The 23,636-nt window shown below is 63.6% G+C and carries 25 protein-coding genes; 2 read left to right on the top strand and 23 right to left on the bottom strand.

Annotated elements, in window-relative coordinates:
- Position 1: 1 nt before the first annotated feature.
- Both lpxA and IPL75_10350 read right to left on the bottom strand, forming a co-directional pair.
- Positions 2-1,252: an acyl-ACP--UDP-N-acetylglucosamine O-acyltransferase gene (gene lpxA / locus IPL75_10355; protein MBK9240643.1), complete on the bottom strand. Its 1,251-nt coding sequence runs from the start codon at positions 1,250-1,252 to the stop codon at positions 2-4.
- Between the two features lie 74 nt (positions 1,253-1,326).
- Entirely contained in the window at positions 1,327-1,968 is a 642-nt protein-coding gene (locus IPL75_10350; protein MBK9240642.1) for an OmpH family outer membrane protein, read from the bottom strand.
- A gap of 94 nt (positions 1,969-2,062) precedes the next feature.
- Between IPL75_10350 and IPL75_10345 the strand changes: the two genes are divergently transcribed.
- A complete protein-coding gene (locus IPL75_10345; GenBank protein MBK9240641.1) occupies positions 2,063-2,503 on the top strand; it encodes a hypothetical protein in 441 nt (146 codons plus the stop codon).
- A 64-nt stretch (positions 2,504-2,567) separates the two neighbouring features.
- Here the strand turns inward: IPL75_10345 and bamA are convergent, their stop codons facing one another.
- From bamA to IPL75_10260, 17 genes are read right to left on the bottom strand one after another with little or no spacing between them, the layout of a single operon-like run.
- Positions 2,568-5,264 (bottom strand): outer membrane protein assembly factor BamA, encoded by a 2,697-nt coding sequence (bamA, locus tag IPL75_10340; GenBank protein ID MBK9240640.1) that lies wholly within the window; start codon positions 5,262-5,264, stop codon positions 2,568-2,570.
- A 55-nt stretch (positions 5,265-5,319) separates the two neighbouring features.
- Entirely contained in the window at positions 5,320-7,725 is a 2,406-nt protein-coding gene (locus IPL75_10335; protein ID MBK9240639.1) for an ATP-dependent Clp protease ATP-binding subunit, read from the bottom strand.
- A gap of 21 nt (positions 7,726-7,746) precedes the next feature.
- On the bottom strand, positions 7,747-8,421 hold the full coding sequence (locus tag IPL75_10330; protein ID MBK9240638.1) for an ABC transporter ATP-binding protein: 675 nt from the start codon (positions 8,419-8,421) through the stop codon (positions 7,747-7,749).
- A gap of 2 nt (positions 8,422-8,423) precedes the next feature.
- Positions 8,424-9,668: an ABC transporter permease gene (locus IPL75_10325; protein MBK9240637.1), complete on the bottom strand. Its 1,245-nt coding sequence runs from the start codon at positions 9,666-9,668 to the stop codon at positions 8,424-8,426.
- A gap of 3 nt (positions 9,669-9,671) precedes the next feature.
- Entirely contained in the window at positions 9,672-11,189 is a 1,518-nt protein-coding gene (lysS, locus tag IPL75_10320) for a lysine--tRNA ligase (GenBank protein ID MBK9240636.1), read from the bottom strand.
- Between the two features lie 8 nt (positions 11,190-11,197).
- Positions 11,198-11,620, bottom strand: a complete 423-nt coding sequence (nusB, locus tag IPL75_10315; protein ID MBK9240635.1) for a transcription antitermination factor NusB — start codon at positions 11,618-11,620, stop codon at positions 11,198-11,200.
- The gene (locus tag IPL75_10310; protein MBK9240634.1) at positions 11,617-12,072 is read right to left on the bottom strand and encodes a 6,7-dimethyl-8-ribityllumazine synthase; all 456 of its coding nucleotides are present in this window, start codon (positions 12,070-12,072) and stop codon (positions 11,617-11,619) included. The genes nusB and IPL75_10310 overlap by 4 nt, the downstream gene beginning before the upstream one ends.
- A gap of 3 nt (positions 12,073-12,075) precedes the next feature.
- Entirely contained in the window at positions 12,076-12,858 is a 783-nt protein-coding gene (locus tag IPL75_10305; GenBank protein MBK9240633.1) for an enoyl-CoA hydratase/isomerase family protein, read from the bottom strand.
- 10 nt (positions 12,859-12,868) lie between these two features.
- On the bottom strand, positions 12,869-13,207 hold the full coding sequence (gene vanZ / locus IPL75_10300; GenBank protein ID MBK9240632.1) for a VanZ family protein: 339 nt from the start codon (positions 13,205-13,207) through the stop codon (positions 12,869-12,871).
- Positions 13,208-13,265: 58 nt separating this feature from the next.
- Positions 13,266-13,439, bottom strand: a complete 174-nt coding sequence (locus IPL75_10295) for a hypothetical protein (protein MBK9240631.1) — start codon at positions 13,437-13,439, stop codon at positions 13,266-13,268.
- Complete coding sequence (locus tag IPL75_10290) at positions 13,436-13,861, bottom strand: hypothetical protein (protein ID MBK9240630.1); 426 nt, start codon at positions 13,859-13,861, stop codon at positions 13,436-13,438. Before IPL75_10290 ends, IPL75_10295 begins: the two co-directional genes overlap by 4 nt.
- A gap of 6 nt (positions 13,862-13,867) precedes the next feature.
- Positions 13,868-14,455 (bottom strand): DUF2085 domain-containing protein, encoded by a 588-nt coding sequence (locus IPL75_10285; protein ID MBK9240629.1) that lies wholly within the window; start codon positions 14,453-14,455, stop codon positions 13,868-13,870.
- Complete coding sequence (locus IPL75_10280) at positions 14,455-15,396, bottom strand: carbohydrate kinase family protein (GenBank protein ID MBK9240628.1); 942 nt, start codon at positions 15,394-15,396, stop codon at positions 14,455-14,457. The genes IPL75_10285 and IPL75_10280 overlap by 1 nt, the downstream gene beginning before the upstream one ends.
- The gene (mtnP, locus tag IPL75_10275; protein MBK9240627.1) at positions 15,393-16,316 is read right to left on the bottom strand and encodes an S-methyl-5'-thioadenosine phosphorylase; all 924 of its coding nucleotides are present in this window, start codon (positions 16,314-16,316) and stop codon (positions 15,393-15,395) included. The genes IPL75_10280 and mtnP overlap by 4 nt, the downstream gene beginning before the upstream one ends.
- On the bottom strand, positions 16,313-17,149 hold the full coding sequence (locus IPL75_10270) for an MBL fold metallo-hydrolase (GenBank protein MBK9240626.1): 837 nt from the start codon (positions 17,147-17,149) through the stop codon (positions 16,313-16,315). The genes mtnP and IPL75_10270 overlap by 4 nt, the downstream gene beginning before the upstream one ends.
- Position 17,150: 1 nt before the next feature.
- Positions 17,151-18,614 (bottom strand): methylmalonyl Co-A mutase-associated GTPase MeaB, encoded by a 1,464-nt coding sequence (meaB, locus tag IPL75_10265; GenBank protein ID MBK9240625.1) that lies wholly within the window; start codon positions 18,612-18,614, stop codon positions 17,151-17,153.
- The gene (locus IPL75_10260; protein MBK9240624.1) at positions 18,611-19,756 is read right to left on the bottom strand and encodes an acyl-CoA dehydrogenase; all 1,146 of its coding nucleotides are present in this window, start codon (positions 19,754-19,756) and stop codon (positions 18,611-18,613) included. The genes meaB and IPL75_10260 overlap by 4 nt, the downstream gene beginning before the upstream one ends.
- A gap of 72 nt (positions 19,757-19,828) precedes the next feature.
- Between IPL75_10260 and IPL75_10255 the strand changes: the two genes are divergently transcribed.
- Positions 19,829-20,338: a hypothetical protein gene (locus IPL75_10255; GenBank protein ID MBK9240623.1), complete on the top strand. Its 510-nt coding sequence runs from the start codon at positions 19,829-19,831 to the stop codon at positions 20,336-20,338.
- A gap of 66 nt (positions 20,339-20,404) precedes the next feature.
- Here IPL75_10255 and IPL75_10250 read toward each other — a convergent pair whose 3' ends face one another.
- The 4 genes from IPL75_10250 to IPL75_10235 all read right to left on the bottom strand — a co-directional run bounded on the left by IPL75_10250 (position 20,405) and on the right by IPL75_10235 (position 23,631).
- Positions 20,405-20,962 (bottom strand): hypothetical protein, encoded by a 558-nt coding sequence (locus tag IPL75_10250; protein ID MBK9240622.1) that lies wholly within the window; start codon positions 20,960-20,962, stop codon positions 20,405-20,407.
- Positions 20,963-21,056: 94 nt separating this feature from the next.
- On the bottom strand, positions 21,057-21,578 hold the full coding sequence (locus IPL75_10245; GenBank protein MBK9240621.1) for a hypothetical protein: 522 nt from the start codon (positions 21,576-21,578) through the stop codon (positions 21,057-21,059).
- Positions 21,579-21,659: 81 nt separating this feature from the next.
- A complete protein-coding gene (locus IPL75_10240; protein ID MBK9240620.1) occupies positions 21,660-22,409 on the bottom strand; it encodes a coproporphyrinogen III oxidase family protein in 750 nt (249 codons plus the stop codon).
- Between the two features lie 457 nt (positions 22,410-22,866).
- Positions 22,867-23,631: an ATP-binding protein gene (locus IPL75_10235; protein ID MBK9240619.1), complete on the bottom strand. Its 765-nt coding sequence runs from the start codon at positions 23,629-23,631 to the stop codon at positions 22,867-22,869.
- Positions 23,632-23,636: the final 5 nt, after the last annotated feature.

Genomic DNA, 23,636 nt, shown 5'->3' with positions numbered 1-23,636 from the left:
CTTACTCCCCGCCGGTCTCGTCGCCAGCCCTGCGGGAGGGCCGCCTGAGAATGACACCACGCGACCCGGCGTGCCGGATGAACTCCACCAGGAACGCCACTTCGGGAGCGGCCAGCGTGGGGTCGCCCTCGATCAACTCGATGGCGCGGCTGGTGTTGTGCTGGATGAGGTGCCGATACGCGCGGCGCAGCTTGCCGATCAGTTCGCGCGAGAAGCCCCGGCGTTCCAGGCCAATCGAGTTCAGGCCATAGATGCGGGCGCGGTTGCCCACCGTCTTGGCATACGGCAGCGCGTTGCGCGTGACCACGGTGTAACCGCCGATGAACGCAAACTTGCCGATGCGGCAGAACTGGTGCACGCCCGAGAAGGCACTGATCGTCACCCAGTCATCAACCGTCACGTGACCGCCCAGCGTGGCGCCATTGCCGAAGATGGTGTGGTTGCCGACATGGCAGTCGTGCGCGACGTGGGCGTACGCCATGAACAGGTTGTGGTCGCCAATCGTCGTCACGCCGCCGCCACCAGCCGTGCCCCGGTGAATGGTGACGAACTCACGGAAGACGTTGTTGGTGCCAATCGTGAGTCGCGTGGGTTCGCCCTTGAACTTGAGGTCCTGGGGCGCGAGGCCAATCGAGGCGAGGGGAAAGATTTCGGTATGGTCGCCAATATCTGTCCATCCGTCGATCACGGTCGAGGCGCCAATGCGGCAGTGATTGCCCACGGTCACGCGTGGGCCGATGATGGCGTAGGGCCCGACCACCGTGCCTTCGCCGATGACGGCGCCAGGATGAATGACGGCCGTCGGGTGGATGTCGGCTTCCGGCACCACCACCTCCGGCTCCACCACCAGCAGGAGCCGGGCTTCAGCCACCACCTGGCCCTTGTTCGTGGCAATGGCTTCAGCCCGCACCAATGGCCCTCGCCGCGCGCCAAGCTTCACATCCAGTTCGAGCCGGTCTCCCGGCACCACCTGCTTGCGAAATTTCACATCGTCTACGCTGCGAAGCGCGACGCGGTCACCGCGGCCCGGCAGGGTGTCGGCCAGCAGTAGCGTGGCGACCTGAGCGAGCGACTCAATGAGCAGCACGCCCGGCATCAAAGGTGTGCCTGGGAAATGTCCCTGGAAAAATTCTTCGTTGACGGTGACGTTTTTGACGGCCACCATCCGCACGCCAGGTTCGTGCGACAGAACGCCGTCAACCAGCACTGAAGGATAGCGATAGGACAGGCGGTCTAGGACGGAGGCAAACATCGGCAATCTTGAACCTGGAATCGAATCGGGTAATCGGGCGGCGCCCGACTACCCGACCCATAGGACTGAGGGCCTTATTTCTTCGCCGAGTACTGCGCGTCGACGCGCTTGACGAGTTCCGGCGAGAGGTTGAGTCCCGGGAACACGTAGACCGCGCCGCTGTTTTCCACGTTGAACACGATGTGGAGGTTGCGCTCCTTGGCAAGGCTCTCGAGAATCGGCATGACCTTCTTCTCGAAATCACCCAGCAGGTCCTGCTGCAGCGTCTGCAGTTCGGACTGGGCTTCCTGCTGCTTGAACGTCAGCTCACGGGTGAGCCGATCGATGTCCTTCGCCAGGTTGGCAGCGGCCACTTCGCTCAGGAGGTTGGCCTGCGTCTGCTGCCGGGTCTGGGCATCCTTCAACTTGGTCTGAAGCCCGGTCAGTTCGCCTTCCAGCTTCTTGCCAAGTGCCTCGTACTGCTGGGAGCCGGCCTTGCCCAGAATCGATTGGGCGACGACCGACTGAAGGTCCACGAAGCCGATCTTGGATTCAACCGGGAACGGCGGCTGCACCGGAGCCGCGGGGGGCGCCGGAACCGCCTGAGCCGGTGGTTTGGCCGTTGTCGCCGGCGGGTTCTGTACCGGCGGATTCTGTACGGGAGGGGCTGTCTGGGCCAGGGCGTTGCCCGCCACAAAAACGGCCAAGATGGCCATAGTGATCGTCTGTCTACTCATGAGTGGTCTATACCTACACCTTTCCAAAAGAAACGATAACGTAGAACGTGCCGCTGAGGCCAGTCCGAGTAAACTAGACGCCATGCGCCCCGCTGTGCTCAGACGCCCTTTCCTGACCCGAACTTTCCTGGCCCGAAGCCTCGCTATTCTGACGCTCGCAGCCACTGCGGCGGCCTGTGACGACGCCGGACCGGTGGCCCCGACTGACACCACGGAAGATCCGGTGTCATTTACCGAGACATTTACCGGCACGCTCGCCCAAAACGGCGCCGTGACCTTCCCGTTCGAGGCCCTGGCGGCCGGCACGGCCACCGCCACGATGGCCGCCCTGGTGCCCGTGATTGAGCCCATCGGATTCGCAATGGGCACCTGGAACGGCCTTGGGTGCCAGACGGTCATCTCAAACGACAGCGCCTTCGAATTTGCCACCCTGACCGGCACGGTGGGCGGCCCTGGCCGTTTGTGCCTGCGCGTCTACGACGTCGGCGGCGTCACCACCCCCGTGAAGTTCACGGTCTCGGTCGTTCATTTCTAGGCGTCCAAGACCTCTGAGGTAACCAGGACCTCTGAGGTTGAACCTCAGAGGTCCTTTTCTTTCCTCAGAACGTCGTTCCCACAGCAAACCGGAACGTGAACTTCGGCTGCGGCCGCAGGTTGTTGTTGAACACCCGGCCACGCTGCGGGTTGTACGCAAAGATCAGCCGGAACGGTACGTTGAGCACCGGCATGAAGAAGCGGATTTCGCTGCCCATCGACGTCTTGAACGCGTAGCTCTTGCCGATCTCCCGAAGCGTGGGCGTGGGCGCCACATAACCTTCCGGCGTCAGTTCCACTTCCTGTCCAGGGTCTGCCAGCAGGGGCGGCGTGGCCGCCACGGTCTCGAACACGGTTTCCTTCCACACAAACCGCTCGCCGATGTCGCGCACCTGACCGGCGTCATAGAAGAACACGAGGCGCACAGGGCCGCCGACGCGAATCATGTATTCGCCGTTGAACAGCAGCGTCTTGTTGCCGCCCAGCACCAGGCCCGAGCGCTCGTCACGCGTGCCGACGCTGCGCAGGTCGAACCCGCGAATGCTGTACTCGCCGCCGAGCACAAGCTTTTCGAAAATGGGCAGGGTCGTGGTGTCGCCGTACGGCCTGACGTATTCACCCTGCAAGCGGAACCCGAACGACGTCCGGGGCGTGACCGGCAGATACCAGGTGCCCTCAAGTCGTCCGCGGAGGAACGACGTGTCGCCGCCCAGACCCGCGATGTCAAACGCCGCCGTGTACTTGGTGCCGCTGCTCGGGAAGATCGGCTCGTTGATCGTGTTGTACATGATGCTGGGCGAAATCTTGCTGATCACTCGTTTGCCGTTCGAGTTGATGAGCAGTGATTCACTCAGCAGCGGGTTCCCCGCCAGCACGTTCGGGTCTTTGTAGATGTCGGAGATATTCGAGACCGACACATTCTCAAGGCTGTAGCCGATATAAAACCGCGACCAGCTCTTTACCGGGAACCCGAAGAGGAGGTTGGCACCGGTCGACCCCTGGGTGAACTGGAAGAGATAGTTCACCTCCCGCGAATACAAGTCGATGCCGGCGGTAATCGGGCGGTCGAACAGGAACGGCTCGGTGAAGGCGATCTGATAGTTCTTCGCCTGCGAACCCTTCTGCGCTGAAATCGACAGTGTCTCGCCGCGGCCCATCAGGTTGGACGTCTGGAAGCCCAGCTGTCCGAAGAAACCCTCGAACTGCGAGATGCCGGCGCCGAAGCTCAACTGGTTGCGGTTCTGCTCTTCAAACTTCAGCCGCACGTCCACCTTGCCGTCGGCGTTCGGAGTCTTTTCGATCTTGACCGAGTCTTCGCTCTCGAGCGGCTTGAAGTAGCCGAGTTGGTTCAACCGGCGCACGCTGAACTTCAGCGACTCCATGTTGAAGACGCCGCCTTCCACCAACCGCATCTCGCGCCGGATGACCGAGTCGCGCGTGGTGGTGTTGCCGAGGAACGTCAGCCGGTTGAGGAAGTAACGCACACCTTCCTGGATCTTGATGACCACGTCCACTTCGGGCGTGCCCTGAAACCCGGGGATCGGTTCGCCGGTGTCCAGATTCCAGTCGTTCGGCTTCACTTCCGGGTCCATGGTGAATTCCCAGAACCCCGCGCTGCCGTAAAACTCCTGAAGCTTTTCGTAACCCTTTCGGACGGGCTTCTCCGAGTAGTAGTCGCCCACCTTGAGCTTCTCGAACACGGAGAGAATGGCCGCCGTCGGTACGTTTTCGTTGCCCGCCACCGACACCGACTTCACGCGATACCGCGTCCGCTCGTCCACGGGGATCCGGAGTCGCACCCACCGGCTCTTGCCGTCGGCCGAGTCTTCAATCGGCTCAATCTGCGGCTGGCCCACCTTCGCGAACACGTACCCCTGTTCACGGAAATACGCCTCAAGCGCTTGCGCATCCTCGGCAAACTTGGCGTCCTGATAGGTGCCGCCGCCGCTGATGAAGCCCAGGAGCCCGCGCGCCTTGTTGACCTTCATCCGCTTGCGCAGGGCGCCGTCGCTGACCTCGTTGTTGCCGTCGAACACCACCTCGCGAATCCTGACCTTCGGCCCTTGATCGATGTTGAACGACAGATGCACCAGCTTCGGACCGCCGGCCACGGGCTTCGTCGTCGGCGTCACGGTGGCAAACTGATAGCCCTTTTCGGCATACAGGGTCTTGACCACGCCCGCCACGCGGCGCACCACGGCGTCATCCACCGGGGAATCCAGCCTCAGGTCGAGGCTCAGTTCCTTCAGCTTGCTCTCGATGTCGGCGATGGCCACTTCCTTTGAGCCAGGGTAATCAACAATCTTGATGCGGCGCCGTTCTTCGATCAGGAACACCACCTGCTTGCCGATGACACCGTTCGGATAGACGCTGTCCACGACCTCGATCCTCATGTCGTCAACAAAAGGCGTCGCAAACAGCCGATCGAAGTCCGCAAGCAGCGACGCCTCGGTCGCCGCGTTGTAGGGCACCCACGTGCCGCGCGTGAGAGGCCGGGACGCCTCCGTGCGCACGTAGTAGAGGTAGGTCTCGGACGGGACCGTGGTGAACACGTTCTCGGGGACGAGCTTCAGTTCGATACTCCGGAGTACCGGGCCGATATCGGTCGGGGGCAGCGCCGGCGCCTGCGGCTGGGCGGGCGGCTGGGCCTGCTGGGCCACCGGGGGAGGCGTCTGGCCCGCCGCGCCATGCACCAATGCCGGCACAAAGCCGGTCAGCGCGATCAGGACGAACACCACACACACACGCTTGATCAGGGTCAACACAGCACCTGGCCCAAAAGCCGCCCAAACGGGGGCGGGAGTATTTGCTTTCCGTTCAGACGGTCGCCGCCAGCGGGCGGCCGGTCTCAGATCCACCCGCGGACCGCCACGACAGCGTCCCGTGGTCAAGGTAGACCTCAACGTGCCCGGTCCGCAACTGACCCCGAATCAGTTCCTCGGACAGGGGATCCTCAATGTATCGCTGAATCGCCCGCCGCAACGGCCGCGCGCCGTACGTCCGGTCGCGGCAGGTGACGTCGATAATCCAGTCTACGGCCTCGGGCGCCAGCGAAATCGACAACTGCCGCTGCGCCAGGTGTTTATTCAGGCCATCCACCAGCAACACCGTAATCTGCCTCAGGTCATCGTCAGACAACGGCTCGAACACGATGATTTCATCGACACGGTTGATGAACTCGGGATTAAAGGTCTTTTTGACCTCACCCAGCACCATCTCGGTGACCGTTCGCTGCACTTCGCGGCTGTCCTGCGCCTGGAAGCCCATCGACGCCTTCTTCTGGATGAAGCGGGCCCCGATGTTGGACGTCATGATGATGATCGTGTTCTTGAAGTTGATGCGATTGCCCAACCCATCGGTCAGGTGCCCATCCTCAAAGACCTGCAGCAGGATGTTGAAGAGGTCCGGATGCGCCTTCTCAATTTCATCGAGCAGCACCACCGAGTACGGATGCCGCTTCACCTTTTCGGTCAGCTGGCCACCCTCTTCGTGGCCCACGTAGCCGGGCGGCGACCCGATGAGCTTCGAGACGGCGTGTTTCTCCATGTACTCGGACATGTCGAAACGAATGAGCGCCTGATCCGACCCAAACAGGAAACTGGCCAACGCGCGCGCCAGTTCCGTCTTGCCCACGCCTGTGGGCCCAAGAAACACGAAGCTGCCCACCGGGCGGTTGGGGTTCTTCAAACCCGCGCGTGACCGTCGAATGGCGCGAGACAGCGCCGAAATCGCGCGCTCCTGGCTGATGACCCGCCCGTGGAGTTCCTCCTCCATTCGCAGGAGTTTGTCGCCTTCGTCTTCGTTGATCGACGTCAGCGGCACGCCGGTCCACTTGGACACGACCTCGTCAATTTCCTGGCGCCCCACCACCACGCGGCGGCCACGCGGATGCACGATCAACGATTCGCGCACCACCGCGACCGCGTTGTCGTCCAGGCTCAGGTCTTCCTCAGCCTCGGCCAGCGGCACCGGCGTCACGACCTGCTTGGTGTACGCGCCGGCTTCCTGGCGCAGCTTGGCTTCGCGCAACTTCACGCGTGCCCCGGCCTCATCGATCAAGTCGATGGCCTTGTCGGGCAGGAATCGATCGGTGATGTATCGACTGGACTGATAGACCGCCGCTTCAAGCGCCTCGGGGGTGTACTCCACGTGATGGAACGCCTCGTAGCGGTCCTTCACGCCGAGCATGACCTGCAGCGACTCTTCTTCCGAGGGCGGGTCCACCTTCACGGCCTGGAACCGCCGTTCAAGCGACCGGTCTTTCTCTATATATTTGCGGTACTCGGCCGGCGTCGTGGCGCCCACGCAGCGAATCTGGCCGCGCGACAGCGCCGGTTTGAGGATGTTGGCCGCGTCCAGTGAACCTTCCGCCGAGCCCGCCCCCACCAGCGTGTGCAACTCGTCGATGAACACGATGATGTTCGGGTTGTCGATCAGTTCCTTCATGATCGCCTTGAGGCGCTCTTCGAACTGGCCGCGATATTTGGTGCCCGCCACAATCAACGACAAGTCCAGGGCCAGCACGCGCTTGTCGGCAAGAAAGTGCGGCGCCTCGCCATCCACAATCTTCTGCGCCAGCCCTTCGACGATGGCGGTTTTGCCCACGCCGGGCTCGCCGATCAAGACGACGTTGTTCTTGGTGCGGCGGCACAACACCTGCTGCACGCGCTCCAGTTCGAGCCCGCGTCCCACCAGCGGATCGAGTTGATGCCGCGCGGCGGCGTCCGTGAGGTCGCGGCTGAACTCCGCAAGCAGGGGCGTTTCTTTCGGTCGGACCGGCGTGGTTTTTTCGTTGAGCAACTGCACGATGTCGTCGCGCACACTCACCAGCCGCATGCCCTTTTCATGCAGAATCGAGGACGCGACGGAGCGCTCCTCGCGAAGCAGGCCCAGCAGGATGTGCTCGGTGCCGACGTACGTGTGCAGCAACCGGTCGGCTTCGTCGGCTGAATACTGCAGCACGCGCCTGGTCTCGGTACTGAACGGAATATCCACCGACGTCGAGACCTTCTCGCGGAACGTGGTGCGGGCTTCGATTTCCTTGCGGATGCTTTCGAGTGACAGATGTGACCGGGCAAAGATCCGGCTCGTCAGGCCCTTGCCTTCCCGGATGAGGCCCAGCAACAGGTGCTCGGTCTCGATCGAGTTGCTGCCCAGTTGCGTGGCTTCGTACCGGGCGAAAAACAGCACCCGCCGCGCACGTTCGGTATAGCGCTCAAACATCAGGCTCAATTATACGGTGGATCAGGCAGGGCTCAGCCGCCCGGCCTCGAGCCGGAGGATGCGATCACAGGCCGCCGCGAGCAGCGGATTGTGAGTGGCGATGAGTGAGGTCAGGCCGTGTTCGGCGTGCATGTCGCGAATCAGCCGGTGCAGGTCGGCCGCGGTGGCCTCGTCAAGGTTGCCGGTCGGTTCGTCAGCCAGCAGCACCGTGGGGCGCGACACCAGGGCCCGGGCGATCGCCACGCGCTGCTGTTCACCGCCGGACAGCGCCGACGGCCGGTGCGACGCCCGGTCGGCCAGGCCGACTCGCTCAAGCAACTCTTCCGCGCGCGCACGCCGTTCGGCGGCCGGCGCGCCCGCGATGCGCAGGGGCATCTCAACGTTTTCAAGCGCCGTAAACTCGGGCAACAGATGGTGGAACTGGAACACGAAGCCGACGTGCCGATTGCGAAACGCCACGCGGGCCGCGTCGGTCATCTCGTGGATCTGGGCGTCGCCCAGACGAATCGTGCCGGCGTCGAACACGTCCAGACCGCCCAACACGTGCAGCAGCGAACTCTTCCCGACGCCCGAGGCCCCGACAATGGCCACCATCTCCCCGGGGCTGACGTCCAGATCGACGCCGCGCAGCACTTCAAGACGCCGCGTGGCGGTCTGATACGACTTGACGACGCCACGTGCCTCGATGACGCCCATGGCTACTGATACCTCAGGGCTTCGGCCGGATCGAGCGACGCGGCTTTGCGGGATGGGTACAACGTGGCGACCAGGCAAATCACCATCGCCGAGGCCATGATGGTGAGCACATCCAGCGGCACCACCTGAAACCGCAGGCGCGTGATTTGGTACACGTCGCCCGGCAATTCAAACAAGCGATAGTGCTCCGACACCCAGCACACGAGCAGGCCCATCAGCGTGCCCGCGCCGGTGCCGATGGCGCCAATCGTCAGGCCCTGCAGCAGAAAGATGCGCCTGATGGCCGAGGCCGGCGCGCCCATCGTGCGCAGAATGCCGATGTCGCGGCTTTTTTCCATCACGAGCAACACGAGCGACGCCACGATGTTGAGCGCGGCCACCATGACGATGAGCCCGATGGTGAGCGCGATGGCCACCTTCTCGAGGCGGAGCGCCGAGTACAGCGACGCGTTGGTTTCGGTCCAGTCTTCCGTGGCGTACGAATCGCCCAACGCGTTCCGTAAGCGCTCGGCGATCGCAGGCGCTGCATCCAGGTCGGCCACCTTGAGTTGCATCGCGTCGGGCCCGGGCTGGCTCAGGAAGTCGAGCGCCACAGACATCGGGATCAGCCCGTAGTTCGCATCAAACTGGTAGAACCCCAGTTTGAAGATGCCGACCACCTGAAAGCGGCGCATCCGCGGCATCAAGGCCAGCGGCGTCATCACAGCTTCCGGCGTCATGATCTGCACGTGGTCGCCCACCGTCACGCGCAAGCGGTCGGCCAGATCCTGACCCAGCAGGATCGGGTCGTAGATGGGCTCATCCTCCGGTCCCGTCTCAGGGGCGGCGACAAACTTCGAGAGGCCGCCTGCGGTCATCGATGACCCCAGATCGGTGACCTGCACCTCGCGTACGGGGTCGACCCCTTTCAGTTGCAGAGGCGCCTGCAGACCGTTGAACACGATCATGCCCTGCCCCGCGACGACCGGGGCCACACCCACCACGCCCTCCACCTGCATCTTCTGCGCCTCGGCCTCCACATCCAGGAGGCCGCCATCGGCAGTCTTGTAGACATTGATGTGGGCTGTGGCGCCGACGATGCGATCCCGCAGTTCACCCTGCACGCCGGTCATCAGCGCCGTCGCGATGATCAGCGCCATCACCCCCACGCCCACGCCGAGGATCGACACCAGCGAGATCAGCGAGATGAACGCCTGCTTCCGGCGGGCGGTCAGATACCTGAGGGCGATGAACCAGGGGAAAGACATTGCCTATTGCCCAATTGGCTCAATTTTCACAGGGCGCATCAGAGGGAACAGAATCACATCCCGAATCGACGGGCTCCCCGTGAGGAGCATCACGAGCCGGTCGATGCCGATGCCCTCGCCGCCTGTGGGGGGCATGCCGTATTCGAGGGCGCGGACGTAGTCTTCGTCCATCTGGTGCGCCTCGCTGTCGCCGGCGGCGCGGTCCTTCAGTTGGCCTTCGAACCGGCGGCGTTGCTCTGCCGGGTCGTTGAGCTCACTGAACCCGTTGGCCACTTCAAAACCGCCGGCGTACATTTCGAACCGTTCAACGGTGTCCAGATCGTCCGGCTTTTGCTTGGACAGCGGCGACACTTCGGTCGGAAAGTCGTACACAAACGTCGGCTGCACGAGCTGGTCTTCCCACAGCCCCTCAAAGATCGTGGTGGCGAGCTTGCCGGCGCCGTGAGACGCCTTCACTTCAAAGCCCAAGGCCTTCGCCACAGCCGCGGCTTTTTCCCTGTCGCGCAGGTCGGGCTCAGTGACCGGGCGCCCCAGCTTCTCGGTCGCCGCCTCGGCGGCGGCGTGACGCAACGACAGGCGGCGGAACGGCGCAGCAAACGAAATTGTGTGGCCGTTGAACTGGCACTCGAGCCCGCCGGTGGCTTCCAGCGCGACGTCGGCCAGCATCTCTTCAGTCATTGCCATCAGGTGCTGATAGTCCACGTACGCTTCGTAGAACTCCAGCATCGTGAATTCAGGATTGTGCTGCGTTGAAATGCCTTCGTTCCTGAAATTCCGGTTGATCTCGTAGACCTTTTCAAAGCCGCCCACGGTCAGCCGCTTCAGATACAACTCCGGCGCGATGCGCAGGTAGAGCTGCATGTCGAGCGTGTTGTGATGCGTCACGAAGGGCCGCGCCAATGCGCCGCCGGCGATGGGCTGCATCATCGGCGTCTCGACCTCGAGAAACCCACGGGTGTTCATGAAACGACGGATGCCCGCCACGACCCTGGCGCGCGTCTCGAACACCTTGCGTGCCTCAGCATTGACGATGAGGTCGAGGTAGCGCTGGCGGTAGCGAATCTCAACGTCGGTAAGCCCGTGCCATTTCTCGGGGAGTGGCAGGAGGCACTTGGCGAGAAACACGATCGATTCGGCAAAGATCGTCAGCTCATTGGTCTTGGTGCGAAACACCCGGCCCGACACACCCACGTGATCGCCGAAGTCCAGGCGCTTGAAGATCTCGAAGTCGCGCTCAGGCATCGAGTCTGCGCGCACGTACACCTGCAGGCGAGTGAGGCCATCCGAGAGCACAAGGAAATTCGCTTTGCCGAAACTCCGGATCGACAGAATGCGACCGGCCACGCGCGCCTGGGGCTTGTCCGCTTCCAGCACCTCGCCGGTGGTGTCGGTAAACGCGGCGACGATTTCCGAAATGGTCGCAGTGCGATCGAACCGCACGGGATACGGCGGCACACCAAGGGCTACCAGTTCCTCAAGCTTGGCCTTGCGCTGCGCGATCTGCTCTACTTCGTTCGCCATGACAACGATTACCCCACCAACAATGAGCGCCGAATCCCGTCCAGGACTCCGTTAACAAACTTGACCGATTCGTCGGCGCTGAACGTACGGGCAAGTTCAAGCGCCTCGTTCACGATCACCGCCGGCGGCGTCTCGGGCTGGTGCTGCAATTCCCACACGGCGAGGCGCAGGATCAGCTTGTCCATCAGCGCCAGCCGTTCGAGACGCCAGTGACTCGCCTGTTTCTCGATCAGCGCGTCAATTTCCTGATGGTGCGCCACCGCGCCCCGCATCAGCACCTCGGCAAACGCGCGAACGGCGTCGGTCGCCTCCGGCAGGTGTTCGGCAAACACGCCATCCAGCGCCTCGTCGGGCGCGGTGCCGCCAACCTCCCAGAAGTACAGCGCCTGCAGGGCCGCTTCGCGCGCCTGATGACGGGGCGTCGTGTTCACGACGCGGCTCCGTTGCGTGACGGCAGCGATCGATACAACTGCGCCATCTCAAGCGCGGCCGTGGCCGACTCCCGCCCCTTGTTCGCCGGACCGTCGCCGGCACGCGCCAACGCTTCCTCGGCCGTGTTGGTCGTCAACACGCCAAACGCAATGGGCACACCCGTGGCCTGTGCGGCGCGCATGATGCCCTCGGCCGCGGCCGTGGCGATGTAGTCGAAGTGCGGTGTCTCACCGCGGATGAGGCAGCCAAGACACACGACCGCGTCCCACCGCTCCGCTTCGGCCACGCGTTGTGCCGCCTGCGCCAACTCATAGGCGCCGGGGACCACAAACGTCACGATGTCGTCGTCAAGGACGCCGGCCTCGCGCAACGCTGCGCGCGCGCCCGCCTCCAGTCGGCTGGTGACAAAGTCGTGGTACCGGGAGACGACCAGGGCGACTCGGGTCGGCATCCGCTATTTTCCGGTGAACGTCGGCTTGCGCTTTTCGAGAAACGCCCGCGTGCCTTCACGCATGTCGTCGGTGGTGGAGACCAGGCCAAACAACGTGGCCTCATGGTCCTCGGCCTCGGCAAACGCCATATCGGCGCCGCTGGCGACCGCGTCGAGAATGTAGCGCACAGCCACCGGCGCTTTGGTGGCCAGCGTCTGCGCCAGCTTGCGCGCCTCGTCCATCAACTGCGCGGCGGGCACCACGCGATTGACCAGGCCGATGCGGTGCGCCTCGTCGGCGCCAATCATGTCGCCGGTCAGCAACAACTCCTGCGCGCGGCCACGGCCCACGAGTCGCGGCAACCGCTGTGAACCTGCGTACCCGGGAATGATCCCCAGGTTGATCTCGGGTTGGCCGAAGCGGGCCGTGTCGGCTGCGATACGCATCGTGCAGGCCATCGCGAGCTCACATCCACCGCCGAGGGCAAACCCATTGACGGCGGCCACAACTGGTTTTCCCAGGCGCTCGATGCGATCGAACAACCGCTGCCCACGACGCGCATGATCGCGCCCACCCACGGGCGTCTGCACTGCGAGTTCGTTGATGTCTGCCCCGGCCACGAAGGATTTATCGCCGGCGCCCGTCAGGATGACCACGCGCGTGTCGGCATCTGCCGCAACCGCGTCAAAGGCCGTCGTCAATTCATCAAGGGTCTGCGCGTTGAGCGCGTTCAGGACTTTGGGGCGATTCAGGGTGATGGTGGTGACGCCGCCGTCGCGCTCGACCAGAAGGTTTTCAAAGGACATGCACCCGTGATTATACCCGCCACCTTATACGCCGGACGAACGCGCCCATGGCGGCGGCCGCGACGGCACCCACCAGTGACCCGATGGCATCGGCCGCAAGATCACCGGCAGAGGCGAAGCGTCCGGGGATAAACGATTGGTGGAATTCATCGCTCAAGCCGTAGAGGGCGCCCATGAGCGCGGCAGGCAGGATCAGCGAGGGAGTCATGGATCCGAGCGGTCCGCCCGCGAGGGCCCGTACGAGCAAAGCCCCGAGTCCGGCATAGCCCAGCGCATGGGCCACATAGTCGGGCGCGCCGAACGGGATGGGGATGGCCGATCGATGGGAGGCCGCAAAGGTCGCAGCCATCCACAGGACAGCAGGCCCCCAGCTCCACGCGAGTCTTGTCGCCCGCGACTGAGCGGGCTTAACCAAAACCCAGATACAGCAGCCAGCCGAGAAGCAGCGCGCCACCCACAAGCGCGCCGAACAGCCGCGCGGCAAACCGTAGCCCCGTCTGGAGGTCGTCGCGATGCAGGGCCGCAAACACCGGTGACACCAGCGCCGCGAACAGGATCAACAGGCCCAGGTGACTGGTCATGGCGTTTCCACCTTCCCACCGCGGGCCACATCGGCGGCGTCGAAGATCACCAGCACATTCATCAGTCCGGCCACGATGAGAAACGTGTTGCCGTATTCGTAGGAAGCGGCGACCACGTCGCCGAGTCCGTAGCCGGCCCAGCCCGCCACCAACCGGGTTGCGCCAATCATCCACTGGGCGGCGGCCGCGAGGAGCATCAAGGGCTCAACACTCTGGAACGGGAAGAGCCGCCCACCGAACGCCAACCCCAGGACGTACATCGGCAGCAGCATCGTGCCAAACACCAACGCCTTGCCGGCCTGGCCCTGCAGCATGTGCCCGGCTCCGGGAAACACCCAGGCCAGCACACACGTCAGCACAACGCTGGGTCGGGCGATTGCGGGCATCGAGGCCTTGCTGATGGGTTTACGGGGCGCCGACATAACGCGTCAGTGTACCTGATTGGGCCGCGTCACTTGAATCACGACGAACGCAACGGCCATTCCCAGGGGCAGGGCCGTGACCAATCGCCAGGAATTCGACGGCGTTCCCAGGCCACCCCACTCCCACGCGAGCGTGAGCGCGGTGGGCACGGCGGCCAGCGCTACCAACGCCAACGGCTGCGCCATCCAAGAGCCGCGGCCTTGAGACCCAGGCCGCGCTACGAAATGCCTGTCCTGTCCTCGTAGCGCGGCCTGAACCTCAAGGCCGCGATCGTCCTGTCCTCGTAGCCCGTCCTGTCCTCGTAGCGCGGCCTGGGTCTCAAGGCCGCGGCTCTTTCCTGCGCGCCCAAGCGCGAGGAAGGCACCGAAAGGCGCGGCGAGATATAACCCCGTGCAGCGCGCACAGACGGGCCACGGCACACCGGCCGTCTCGAACGACCGTTCGGGCCGCTGGTGACAGACCTGCGCCGCGGCCAGGTACACCACGGTCGCCCATCCCGGCCCATCGTGCGGGTGGGTCACTCGGTGCCAGAGCGCGGCACCCGCAACCAGTGGCCACGCGACGGCCGCCGCGACCAGCAGCCGAGTCAGCATCAGTCCACCAGGATCAGCGGACCGAAGTGGGTTTCGTATCGGTCTTCGAACTCGGTCCAGCTGTAGGCATGGCTGGATCCGCCAAGGTGTTCAAGCGCGTAGGTGGCGGCCACCGAACCGATCTGCGCGCACACGTCCAATGGCGCGGCCACAGCCAGTCCCTTCAGGAATCCGCCGCGATACGCGTCACCGACACCGGTCGGGTCCGCCAGTCGCGTGGGCTCCACGGCAGGCACATCAATCTGCAGGCCCTTCTGCAGGATCGACGACCCCTTCTCGCCCTTGGTCACAATCAGGACCCCAGACTCGTCGAGTACGTCGGCTTCACTCATGCCGGTCTTCTGGCGAATGAGTTCGAACTCGTAGTCGTTGCAGATCACGTAGGACGCGCCTCTGATGCCGTCTTTCAGTTCGTCACCCGACATGCGCGCACACTGCTGGCCCGGGTCGAACATGTAGTGGATGTCCAGCGCCCGGCACTCTTCCGCGTACTGCACCATCGCCGCCGGGTCGTTCGGCGAGATGATCACCAGCTCAGGACGCTCGACCGTGCGGAACGACAGCTGCGAGGCGTCCGCCATGGCACCGGTGTAGAACGACGCGATCTGGTTGTTGGCCTCATCCGTGTTGCAGAAAAACGACGCGGTGAACTTGCCCTCAATCTCGAGCACAAGCGACGTATCCACCCCGGCCCCGTCGAGCCAACGCCGATAGTCGCCAAAATCCTGGCCGGCCGTGGCCATGAGCCTCGGTCGCTCGCCCAGCAGCGCCAGCGTGTACGCGATGTTCGGCGCGCACCCGCCGCGGCGCTTGTCCATGGTGTCCACCAGGAAGCTGAGGCTCACCCGCGAAAAATGCTCGGGCAGCAGGTGTTCCGTGAACTTGCCGGGAAACGACATCAGATAGTCGAACGCGATGGAGCCGGTGACGATGATCTTCATGAGAGGTATTTTCCGATGAGAGGTTGAAGCAGGGCCTTGCGCGCGGCGGGAATCGCCTCGGGCCGGGTGATAAGCGCGGTGGCCAGCGCGCGTGCGCACTCACAGGTGCGCTCGATGGGTAGTCGTTCGACGGCGGCGGCGATGACCTGTTGCGCCGTTTTCGCGTTCTGCATGAGGTTCGCCACGATCATCTCGACCGTGACCGAGTCGTGTTCGGGATGCCAGCAGTCGTAGTCGGTCACAAGGGCGAGCGTGCTGTAACAAATCTCGGCTTCGCGCGCGAGTTTGGCCTCCTGCAGGTTGGTCATGCCGATGATGTCCCATCCCTGCTTGCGGTAGAACTCCGACTCCGCGACTGTCGAAAATTGCGGGCCTTCCATGCACACGTAAGTGCCGCCCTCATGAACCGTGGCGTGGACCGATTTGGCCGACGCGGTCAGGATGGACGACAGCGGTCCGCAGAATGGATGCGCGAATCCCACATGAGCCACGAGGCCCTCGCCGAAGAACGTACTGATTCGACCACGCGTGCGATCGAAGAATTGATCGGGCACGACCAAATCCAGGGGCTTGAAGTCTTCGCGCAGGCTGCCGACCGCGCTGGCCGAGAGGATCCACTCGACGCCCAGGGTCTTGAAGCCGAAGATGTTCGCGCGATAGTTCAGCTCAGACGGCGTGAACCGATGCCCCTCACCGTGCCGCGCGAGAAACGCGACCCGCCGCCCCCGCAGTGTCGCGATCACGTAGGGCCCCGACGGCGATCCGAACGGCGTCTCGATCACCCGCGACTCGCGGTCGGTCAGTTCGCCCATGTCGTACAGGCCCGACCCGCCGATGATCCCAATGCTCACCGATTCAGGACTCTGGACGCTGGACTCCGGACCCTGGACCCTGGACTCTGGACCCTGGACGATCGTCATACAAGCTCCGTATCGATAAACCGGCGGCCGTCTTTTTCGCGGATGATGCCTGCGGGAATGGCCGGGTCGTGTTCGAAGAACACCACGTATTCGCCGTCGATGGCTTCGCGCAGGAACCGTTGTTTGTAATAAAACGTGTCCATCGGATAGAGGTCGTAGCCCATGATCCAGGGCTCGTCCAGGTGCGCCGTCGTCGGGATCAAGTCGGCCACAAACGCGGCCGTCCGGCCACCAGACTGGATGCGAATCCACGAATGGTGCAGGCAATGGCCGCCGGTTTGCCAGATGCTGATGCCCGGCAGCACCTCGCCATCACCTTCGATGAAATCCACCACGCCGGCTTCGGCGAGCGGCAGGAAATTCTCAGGCATGTAGCTGGCGCGGTTGCGGTCATGCGTGTGCGTGGCGTCGTGCCACTCATCACGCCGAATGAGGTAACGGGCATTCCGGAAACGCGGAACAATCGTGTCGCCCTCGCGTTTCGTAGAACCGCCAAAGTGGTCAAAATGCAGGTGGCTGGCGATGACCACGGTAATGTCGTCGGAGGTCAGGCCCGCATCCGCCAGCGAATGGTCCAGATGGCGCGTCCGATCGATGGCATAGATGTCCGCTAACTTCGGCGGCATCTTGTCGCCAACGCCGGAGTCAATCAGCACCGTGTGCTCCGGCGTCCGCACCAACAACGGCCGCAAGCCTAATGGAATCCGGTTCTTCTCATCCGCCGTCGTCCTCTTCTGCCACATCGTCTTTGGCACCACGCCGAACATGGCGCCACCGTCGAGACGAAACGTGCCGTCGGAGAGCGAAATCAGTTCAAAGTCGCCGAACTTCACGTCAGTGCCCCTCCGGCGCGACAGCCACTTGCTTCAGTTCCACGAGCACTCCGTGGGTATCGCCTGGATGCACAAACGCAATCAATGAGCCGTGGGCGCCTTGTCGAGGCACATGGTCGATCATCCGCACACCCGCGGCCACCACTCGAGCCATCGCAGCCTGAATGTCTGGCACCCGCAGCGCCACATGGTGCAACCCCGGCCCGCGCTTGGCGATGTATTTGCCAATCGCGGAATCCGGCGCGAGCGACTCCACCAGCTCGAGCTTCGCATCACCGGTATCGATGAACCGCACCCGGCTGTTCTGGCTCTTGATGTCTTCAGTCTCGCCCGACGTCAGACCGAGGACGCCGGTGAAGAACTTCAGCGACGCGTCCACGTCGGCGACGGCGATGCCGACGTGATCGATGACGAGTGAAACGACCTCTGAGGTCGTTTCCGGCAACTTCCCAGCGGAAACGACCTCAGAGGTCGTTTCAACACCCCCGACTGGGGCGGCCGCTGAAATGACGTCGGGCGTCAAAAAGACACCCGACGTCATTTCAGCGGCCGCCGAGTAGGGATCGGTCTCGCGCGCGCTGATGCGGTCCAGCCACTGGCCGAACTCGCCGGGGGCGAGCACGTTGTGCTCGAGGTGGTGCATAAACCGGCGGCTGAGAATTTCGCGCAGGCGCCACTCCCCGCGCGCACGGCGTCGCGCGCCGAGCGTGTCAGATGACTGCACACGGAAGCGCTCGATCATCGCGAGCAGTTCGTCGATGCCACGACCGCTCGTGGCTTCGGTGCGCAACACCGGCGGCCGCCAGCCCTCGCCCATCGCATCGTCTGTGGCCAGCATCATCTCGATGGACGCGGCGGTGCGGTCTGCGCCCTCGCGGTCGGACTTGTTCACCACGAAGATGTCGGCAATTTCCATGATGCCGGCTTTGAGCGCCTGCACTTCATCACCGGTCCCCGGCACGAGCGTCACCACCGACACATCGGCCATGCGTACGATGTCCACTTCGTCCTGGCCGACGCCGACGGTCTCGATGATCACCACGTCGTATCCGGCCGCGTCGAGCACAATGGCCGCTTCGGCGGTCGTGCGGGCCAGCCCGCCCAGATGGCCGCGCGTCGCCATGCTGCGAATGAAAACGCCGGTGTCCTCAGCGTGGGCCTGCATGCGAATGCGGTCGCCGAGGATCGCGCCGCCGCTGAACGGACTCGTCGGATCCACGGCCAGCACGCCGACCGTTTTCCCTTCCTTGCGAAGATTCGAGATAAGCCGGTCCACGAGCGTGCTCTTACCCGCGCCCGGAGGGCCCGTTATGCCCACAAGATACGCGCGGCCCGTGTGCGCGAAGATGCGGCCGACGAGCAGCGCGCCTTCGGGTGTTTCGTCTTCGATGAGCGAGATCCCCCGGGCAATCGCCCTTGGGTCGCGCGCGAGCACACGGTCTGACAACGGCTGCAACGCCATCATCGTCCCAGCAATTGGCGGGCGATGACCAGCCGTTGAATTTCGCTTGTGCCCTCGCCGATGGTGCAGAGTTTCACGTCGCGGAAGAACTTCTCGGCCGGATAGTCCTTCATGAATCCGTAGCCGCCATGAATCTGTACGGATTCTTCAGCGGCGCGCACCGCGATTTCGCTCGAGTACAACTTCGCCATCGACGACTCGCGCCCCGTCCTGGTCACGCCCTGGTCCTTGAGCCACGCCGCGCGATAGGTCAGCAACCGAGCCGCCTCGATGCGGGTGGCCATGTCGGCCAGCTTCCACTGAATCGCCTGGAACGTCGCGATCGGCTGTCCAAACTGCCGGCGCTCCTTCGCATACCGCAGCGCTGCTTCGTACGCGCCTTGCGCCAGGCCGACGGCCAGCGCGGCGATTCCGATCCGGCCCGCGTCCAGAACCTGCAAGGTGTTGAGGAAGCCCTGGCCCTCGTCGCCAACCATGGCATCCGCCGGCACCCAGCAATTCTCAAACAGCACTTCGCTCGTATCGCTCGCGCGCATGCCGAGTTTGTGTTCCTTCTTCCCGGCCTTCATCCCCTTGGTGCCGCGAGGGACCACAAAGGCCGAGATGCCCCTGTTCCCCTTCGCCCGATCGGTGACCGTCATGACGACGATGGCGCCGCCGACGGCGCCGTGGGTGATGAATTGCTTGGAGCCGTTGATGACCCAGCCGTCGCCATCGCGGCGCGCCGAACACCGCATCGCGGCCGCGTCGCTGCCGGCGCCGCTTTCGGTGAGTCCCCATGCGCCAAGGTAGTCGCCGCGAATGAGCGGCACCACGTACTGCTGCCGCTGGGCATCGTTGCCGAACATGTGCAGGTGCGACGTGCACAAGCCGTTGTGCGCGGCAACAGACAGCGACACCGACGGGCAGACGCGCGCCAGTTCCTCGATGCAGATGCAGTATTCGATGGCCGACATCCCGGCGCCGCCCAGGCTCTCGGGGAACTGGATGCCCATCAGGCCAAGCGCGGCCATTTTGGCTACCAGCGTGTCCGGAAACGCCTCGGCCTCGTCCCATTCCATGACATGAGGGCCGATTTCGGCTTCGGCGAATTCTCTGACCGTACGGCGGAGAATCGCTTGTTCGCTGGTTGGGCGCAGGTCCATCAGGAGAAAAATATCACGTTGGCCCCCGGTCACCCGTGCACGATTGCGCCTGGGCGGCCGATACGGAAGGGTATGAACACATCCTTTTCGCTCGTGCGGCATGGCCGCCGCCTGATCATCGGCATGCTGACGGCCGTCATTCTCGTGGCCACACCGGCCGCGGCGGCCGCCGACATCACCGCCTTCTTCGGCGCCGGCCGGAATCCGACCACGCGCACCGCCAAGGGCGTGGCGTTTGGCGTGACGCTCCTCGTTGTGGGCTTTGAAGTGGAATATTCCGACATTTCGGAGAAGGACGCCGACTCGGCGCCCCGGCTGCGTACCGGCATGATCAACGCCATCGTGCAAACGCCTACCGGAGGCGTGCAGTTGTACGGCACCGTCGGCGCCGGCGGCTATCGCGAATCGCTACGCGGGACGTTCCAGGAAACCAACGTCGGCCTCAACCTCGGCGGCGGCCTCAAGATGGGCCTGCTCGGTCCACTCAAGCTCCGGGTGGACTACCGGCTCTTCCGTCTCCGCGGAGAGCCGTTGTTCAAGACCGTTCACCGGGTCTACGCTGGGGTGAACGCAGCGTTTTGACGATTGTCGGGGTCCAGGAGTCCAGGAGTCCAGGACCCCAGGACCCCGGGACCCCGATGCAGTTCTTTACCGAATCTTGGTCAGCCCCATCCGCTCGATCTTAATGACCGCCTCTTTGAGCCGATCGTAGATGGGCTGCACTTCGGCTGGCAGGACCTCGGCCAGCAGCAGCAACGGATCGTAGTTGGCCGTGGTGAGGGCCGGGTCGAACATGAAGACAAAGATGGCTGCGTCTTTTGATGCCTCCGCCGATTTGTAGATCTTCCAGTTAAGCGCCTGCTGCTTGCGCATTGGCACTTCGGCCTGGTCCAGCGCCGTGCGAATGCGTCCGAGGATGGCCTCGAAGTCTGCGGCCCTGGCTTTCTGGACATGGAAGAACAACATGCCTGCGCCAGACGCAAACGTGTAGTCGGCCGGGACGCCGGGCTCCTCTTCTTCCTCTTCGGTCCCTGCCGGCGGCTTCGCACCGGGCAGAGGCTTGGCGCCGGGCGGCGGCGCCTGTGTAGTGGTTGGCGGCACCGGTGGCGGTACGGGCGGCGGCACTTGGGCTGCCGATCGCGCCGGCATCAGCACAAGCGCGCTCGCCAGTGCGATGCCACCCAATCGATGGAGTGTGTGTGTCACGTTTGCCTTCCCTGGTTGCCACAAAAACGAACGGGACGTCACCGCTTGCGCGAGGACGTCCCGTTCACTTTCATTCAGACGCCGGAGCGTCGGGCTACTTCTTGACGATCGGCCAGATGTTCTGATTGGCCAACGACGCTGTGAACTTCGCGTACAGGTCATCAACCTTCTTCCGCGCCTCCGGCGTGGCCACATCGAAGGCGCCGCCGTAGTACAGAATCTGGGTGATGTTGTAGCTCAGGTCCGTGACCGGGGGGTCCAGGAACAGCAAATACAGCACCGGCTGGTCAGGCGGCGGAACGGCGTCCACCTTCAGGAACTGCATCGTTTTGGCCTGAGCCTGGAATTCAGGCTTCGCCGCTCCGGCGAGGCCCGCCTTCATCTCATTAAACGCCGATTCAAACGTGGCTTCCTGCCCCTGCTTGACCGACAGCAACACCATGATCGATGTGGCGCCGTTGAACTTCAGAGGATCCGGTGGCTCAGGCTGAGCCGCCGCCTGCGCCGGTGCGGCCGTCTGGGCCTGAACCGACGTCGCCACCATCAACAACCCGGCCACGCCCAGCGCAACCACCACGCGCCGGCCCATCACCGGCAAGACTCCTGACAACCGCATGAAACTCCTCCTCGCCACGGGGGCGTTCGTCCAAAAAGAGACCCTACTTTACCGTACCAACCTTGAATGGCAAGTCCACTCTTAGACAAACACTTCAAGGACACTGTTCGCCACCAGCATACCCTCTCGGGTGAGACCAAATCGCCCACCCCGCTGCCACACCTGTCCGCCTTCGACAAACGGCGCCAGGGCCTCGCCGTACTGCTCCCACGGATCAAGACCAAACTGACCCGCAAATTCGGACCTGTCCAGTCCGTCAGTCAGCCGAAGCCCCATAAACAGGGCCTCTTCGACCTGGGCTTGCGGTGTCAGATGATGGCGATCGAGCGCCACCGACGCCCCCGACATCACACGCGACACATATTCTTCTGTGGCCGAGACGTTTTTCCACCGCTCACCGGCCACCGTGGAATGGGCGCCGCACCCAAACCCGAACCAACCGCTCCCTTGCCAGTACTTGACGTTGTGGCGCGAGCGATGGCCGGGTCTGGCCACATTTGAAATCTCGTATTGCTCCAGGCCGTGCTGCTCGAGGACATCCAACCCCTCCAGATACATCTCCGCCGCATCGTCATCCGGCGCCAAGGACCAGCCGGCGCGAGCCATGTCTTCCTTGAGCGGCGCGTTGGGATAGAGCTCAAGCAGGTACAGCGACAGATGGTCGGGCCGGAGCGCCACGGCTTGATCCACTGTGCGCCGCCACGTCTCGCGCGATTGCTGCGGCAACCACAACATCAGGTCGAACGACACACTGCTGAACCCCAGAGACTGCGCCGCGCCAATGGCCTCGACCGCTCTGGCCGATGAGTGAATGCGCCCGAGGCGCTTCAACTCATCGTCATCAAAAGATTGAACGCCGAAGCTGACGCGATTGATGCCGGCATCACGAAACGCCGCGAGACGTTCAGCCGAGGCGGTTTCTGGATTGGTCTCGAGCGTAATTTCGGAGTCGGCGGCGAGATCGAATGTCTCTCGGCATGCGCGGATGAGGCGAGCGACCTCTTCAGCCGCCAGCAGCGAGGGCGTTCCCCCGCCGAAAAAGATCGTGTCGGCCTTGCCACCAGGCGCTCGCCGGATCTCCGTTTCAAGGGCCGTGACGTATCGGCCCTTGAGGTCGTCATCAAGCAGGCCGCGGTTGAAGTTGCAGTACGAGCAAATCGCCTGGCAAAAGGGGATGTGGACGTAGAGACCCAGATTGGGGTCCCGGGGTCCTGGGGTCCTGGGGTCCTGGGGCTTGGGGTCCCGGGGTCCTGGAGTCCCGGAGTCCGCCGGGGTTCTGGGGTCCAGGCTAGCCTCGGCCGGCCTTGCCGCCGGGCCACTTGAGCTCGCGCGAGGGGCCGGGCTGCTTGAGTGAGCGAAGCGGGTCGTTCTCGCGCAACTGGGCGCGCGCCTGGCTACGGGCCTTGGGCGGCAACGTGCGACGGCCCTTGCCATCCTTCCAGAGGATCGCCAATTCCTCGGCGCCGCTGCCCGGACCGAGCATCCGGAAATCGGGCCCTTCGTACTCCAGGAACTCGCACATCTCGTGAAGCCGCGAGTGCATCCGGAACCCCACCCGCACCTTGAGCGAATCAAGATTGCTGTCGTCAGGCGTGTCTTCGTAGTTGGTGGTAAAAATCGTCGGACGCCGCTCGTTGTACCGGGTGTTGACGATGAGGTTCATCGTTTCTTCCACCCACTCGGAGGGCTTTTCCGCGCCGAGGTCGTCAAGCACCAGCAGTTCCGCATCCATCACGGGACGCAGGATGTCCATCTCGGCCGTGCGCACCACCGGGTTGTACGTGGACCGAATCATCTTCAGCAGTTCGCGAACGTCGTAGAACAACCCGCGCACGCCGGTGCGCTGAATCGACTGGCGCAACACGCCCACCGCGATGTGGGTCTTGCCGATTCCAGGCGGACCGATCAGGCACAAGCCCTTTGTCACGGCCGGAAACGTCTCGGCAAACTTCCGGGCCCGCGTGAGCGTGAGCTGCAGCTTCTCGTTCGGATAGGTCACGAAATTCGAGAGATCACATCGCGCGTAACGCGGCGGAATCCGCGCATCGTGCATCAGAC

This window comes from Acidobacteriota bacterium (assembly GCA_016716905.1).
Taxonomy (GTDB): Bacteria; Acidobacteriota; Vicinamibacteria; order Vicinamibacterales; family SCN-69-37; genus SYFT01.
Note: the sequence above shows the minus strand (reverse complement) of the source record. Positions and strands in the feature narration are given on the sequence as shown.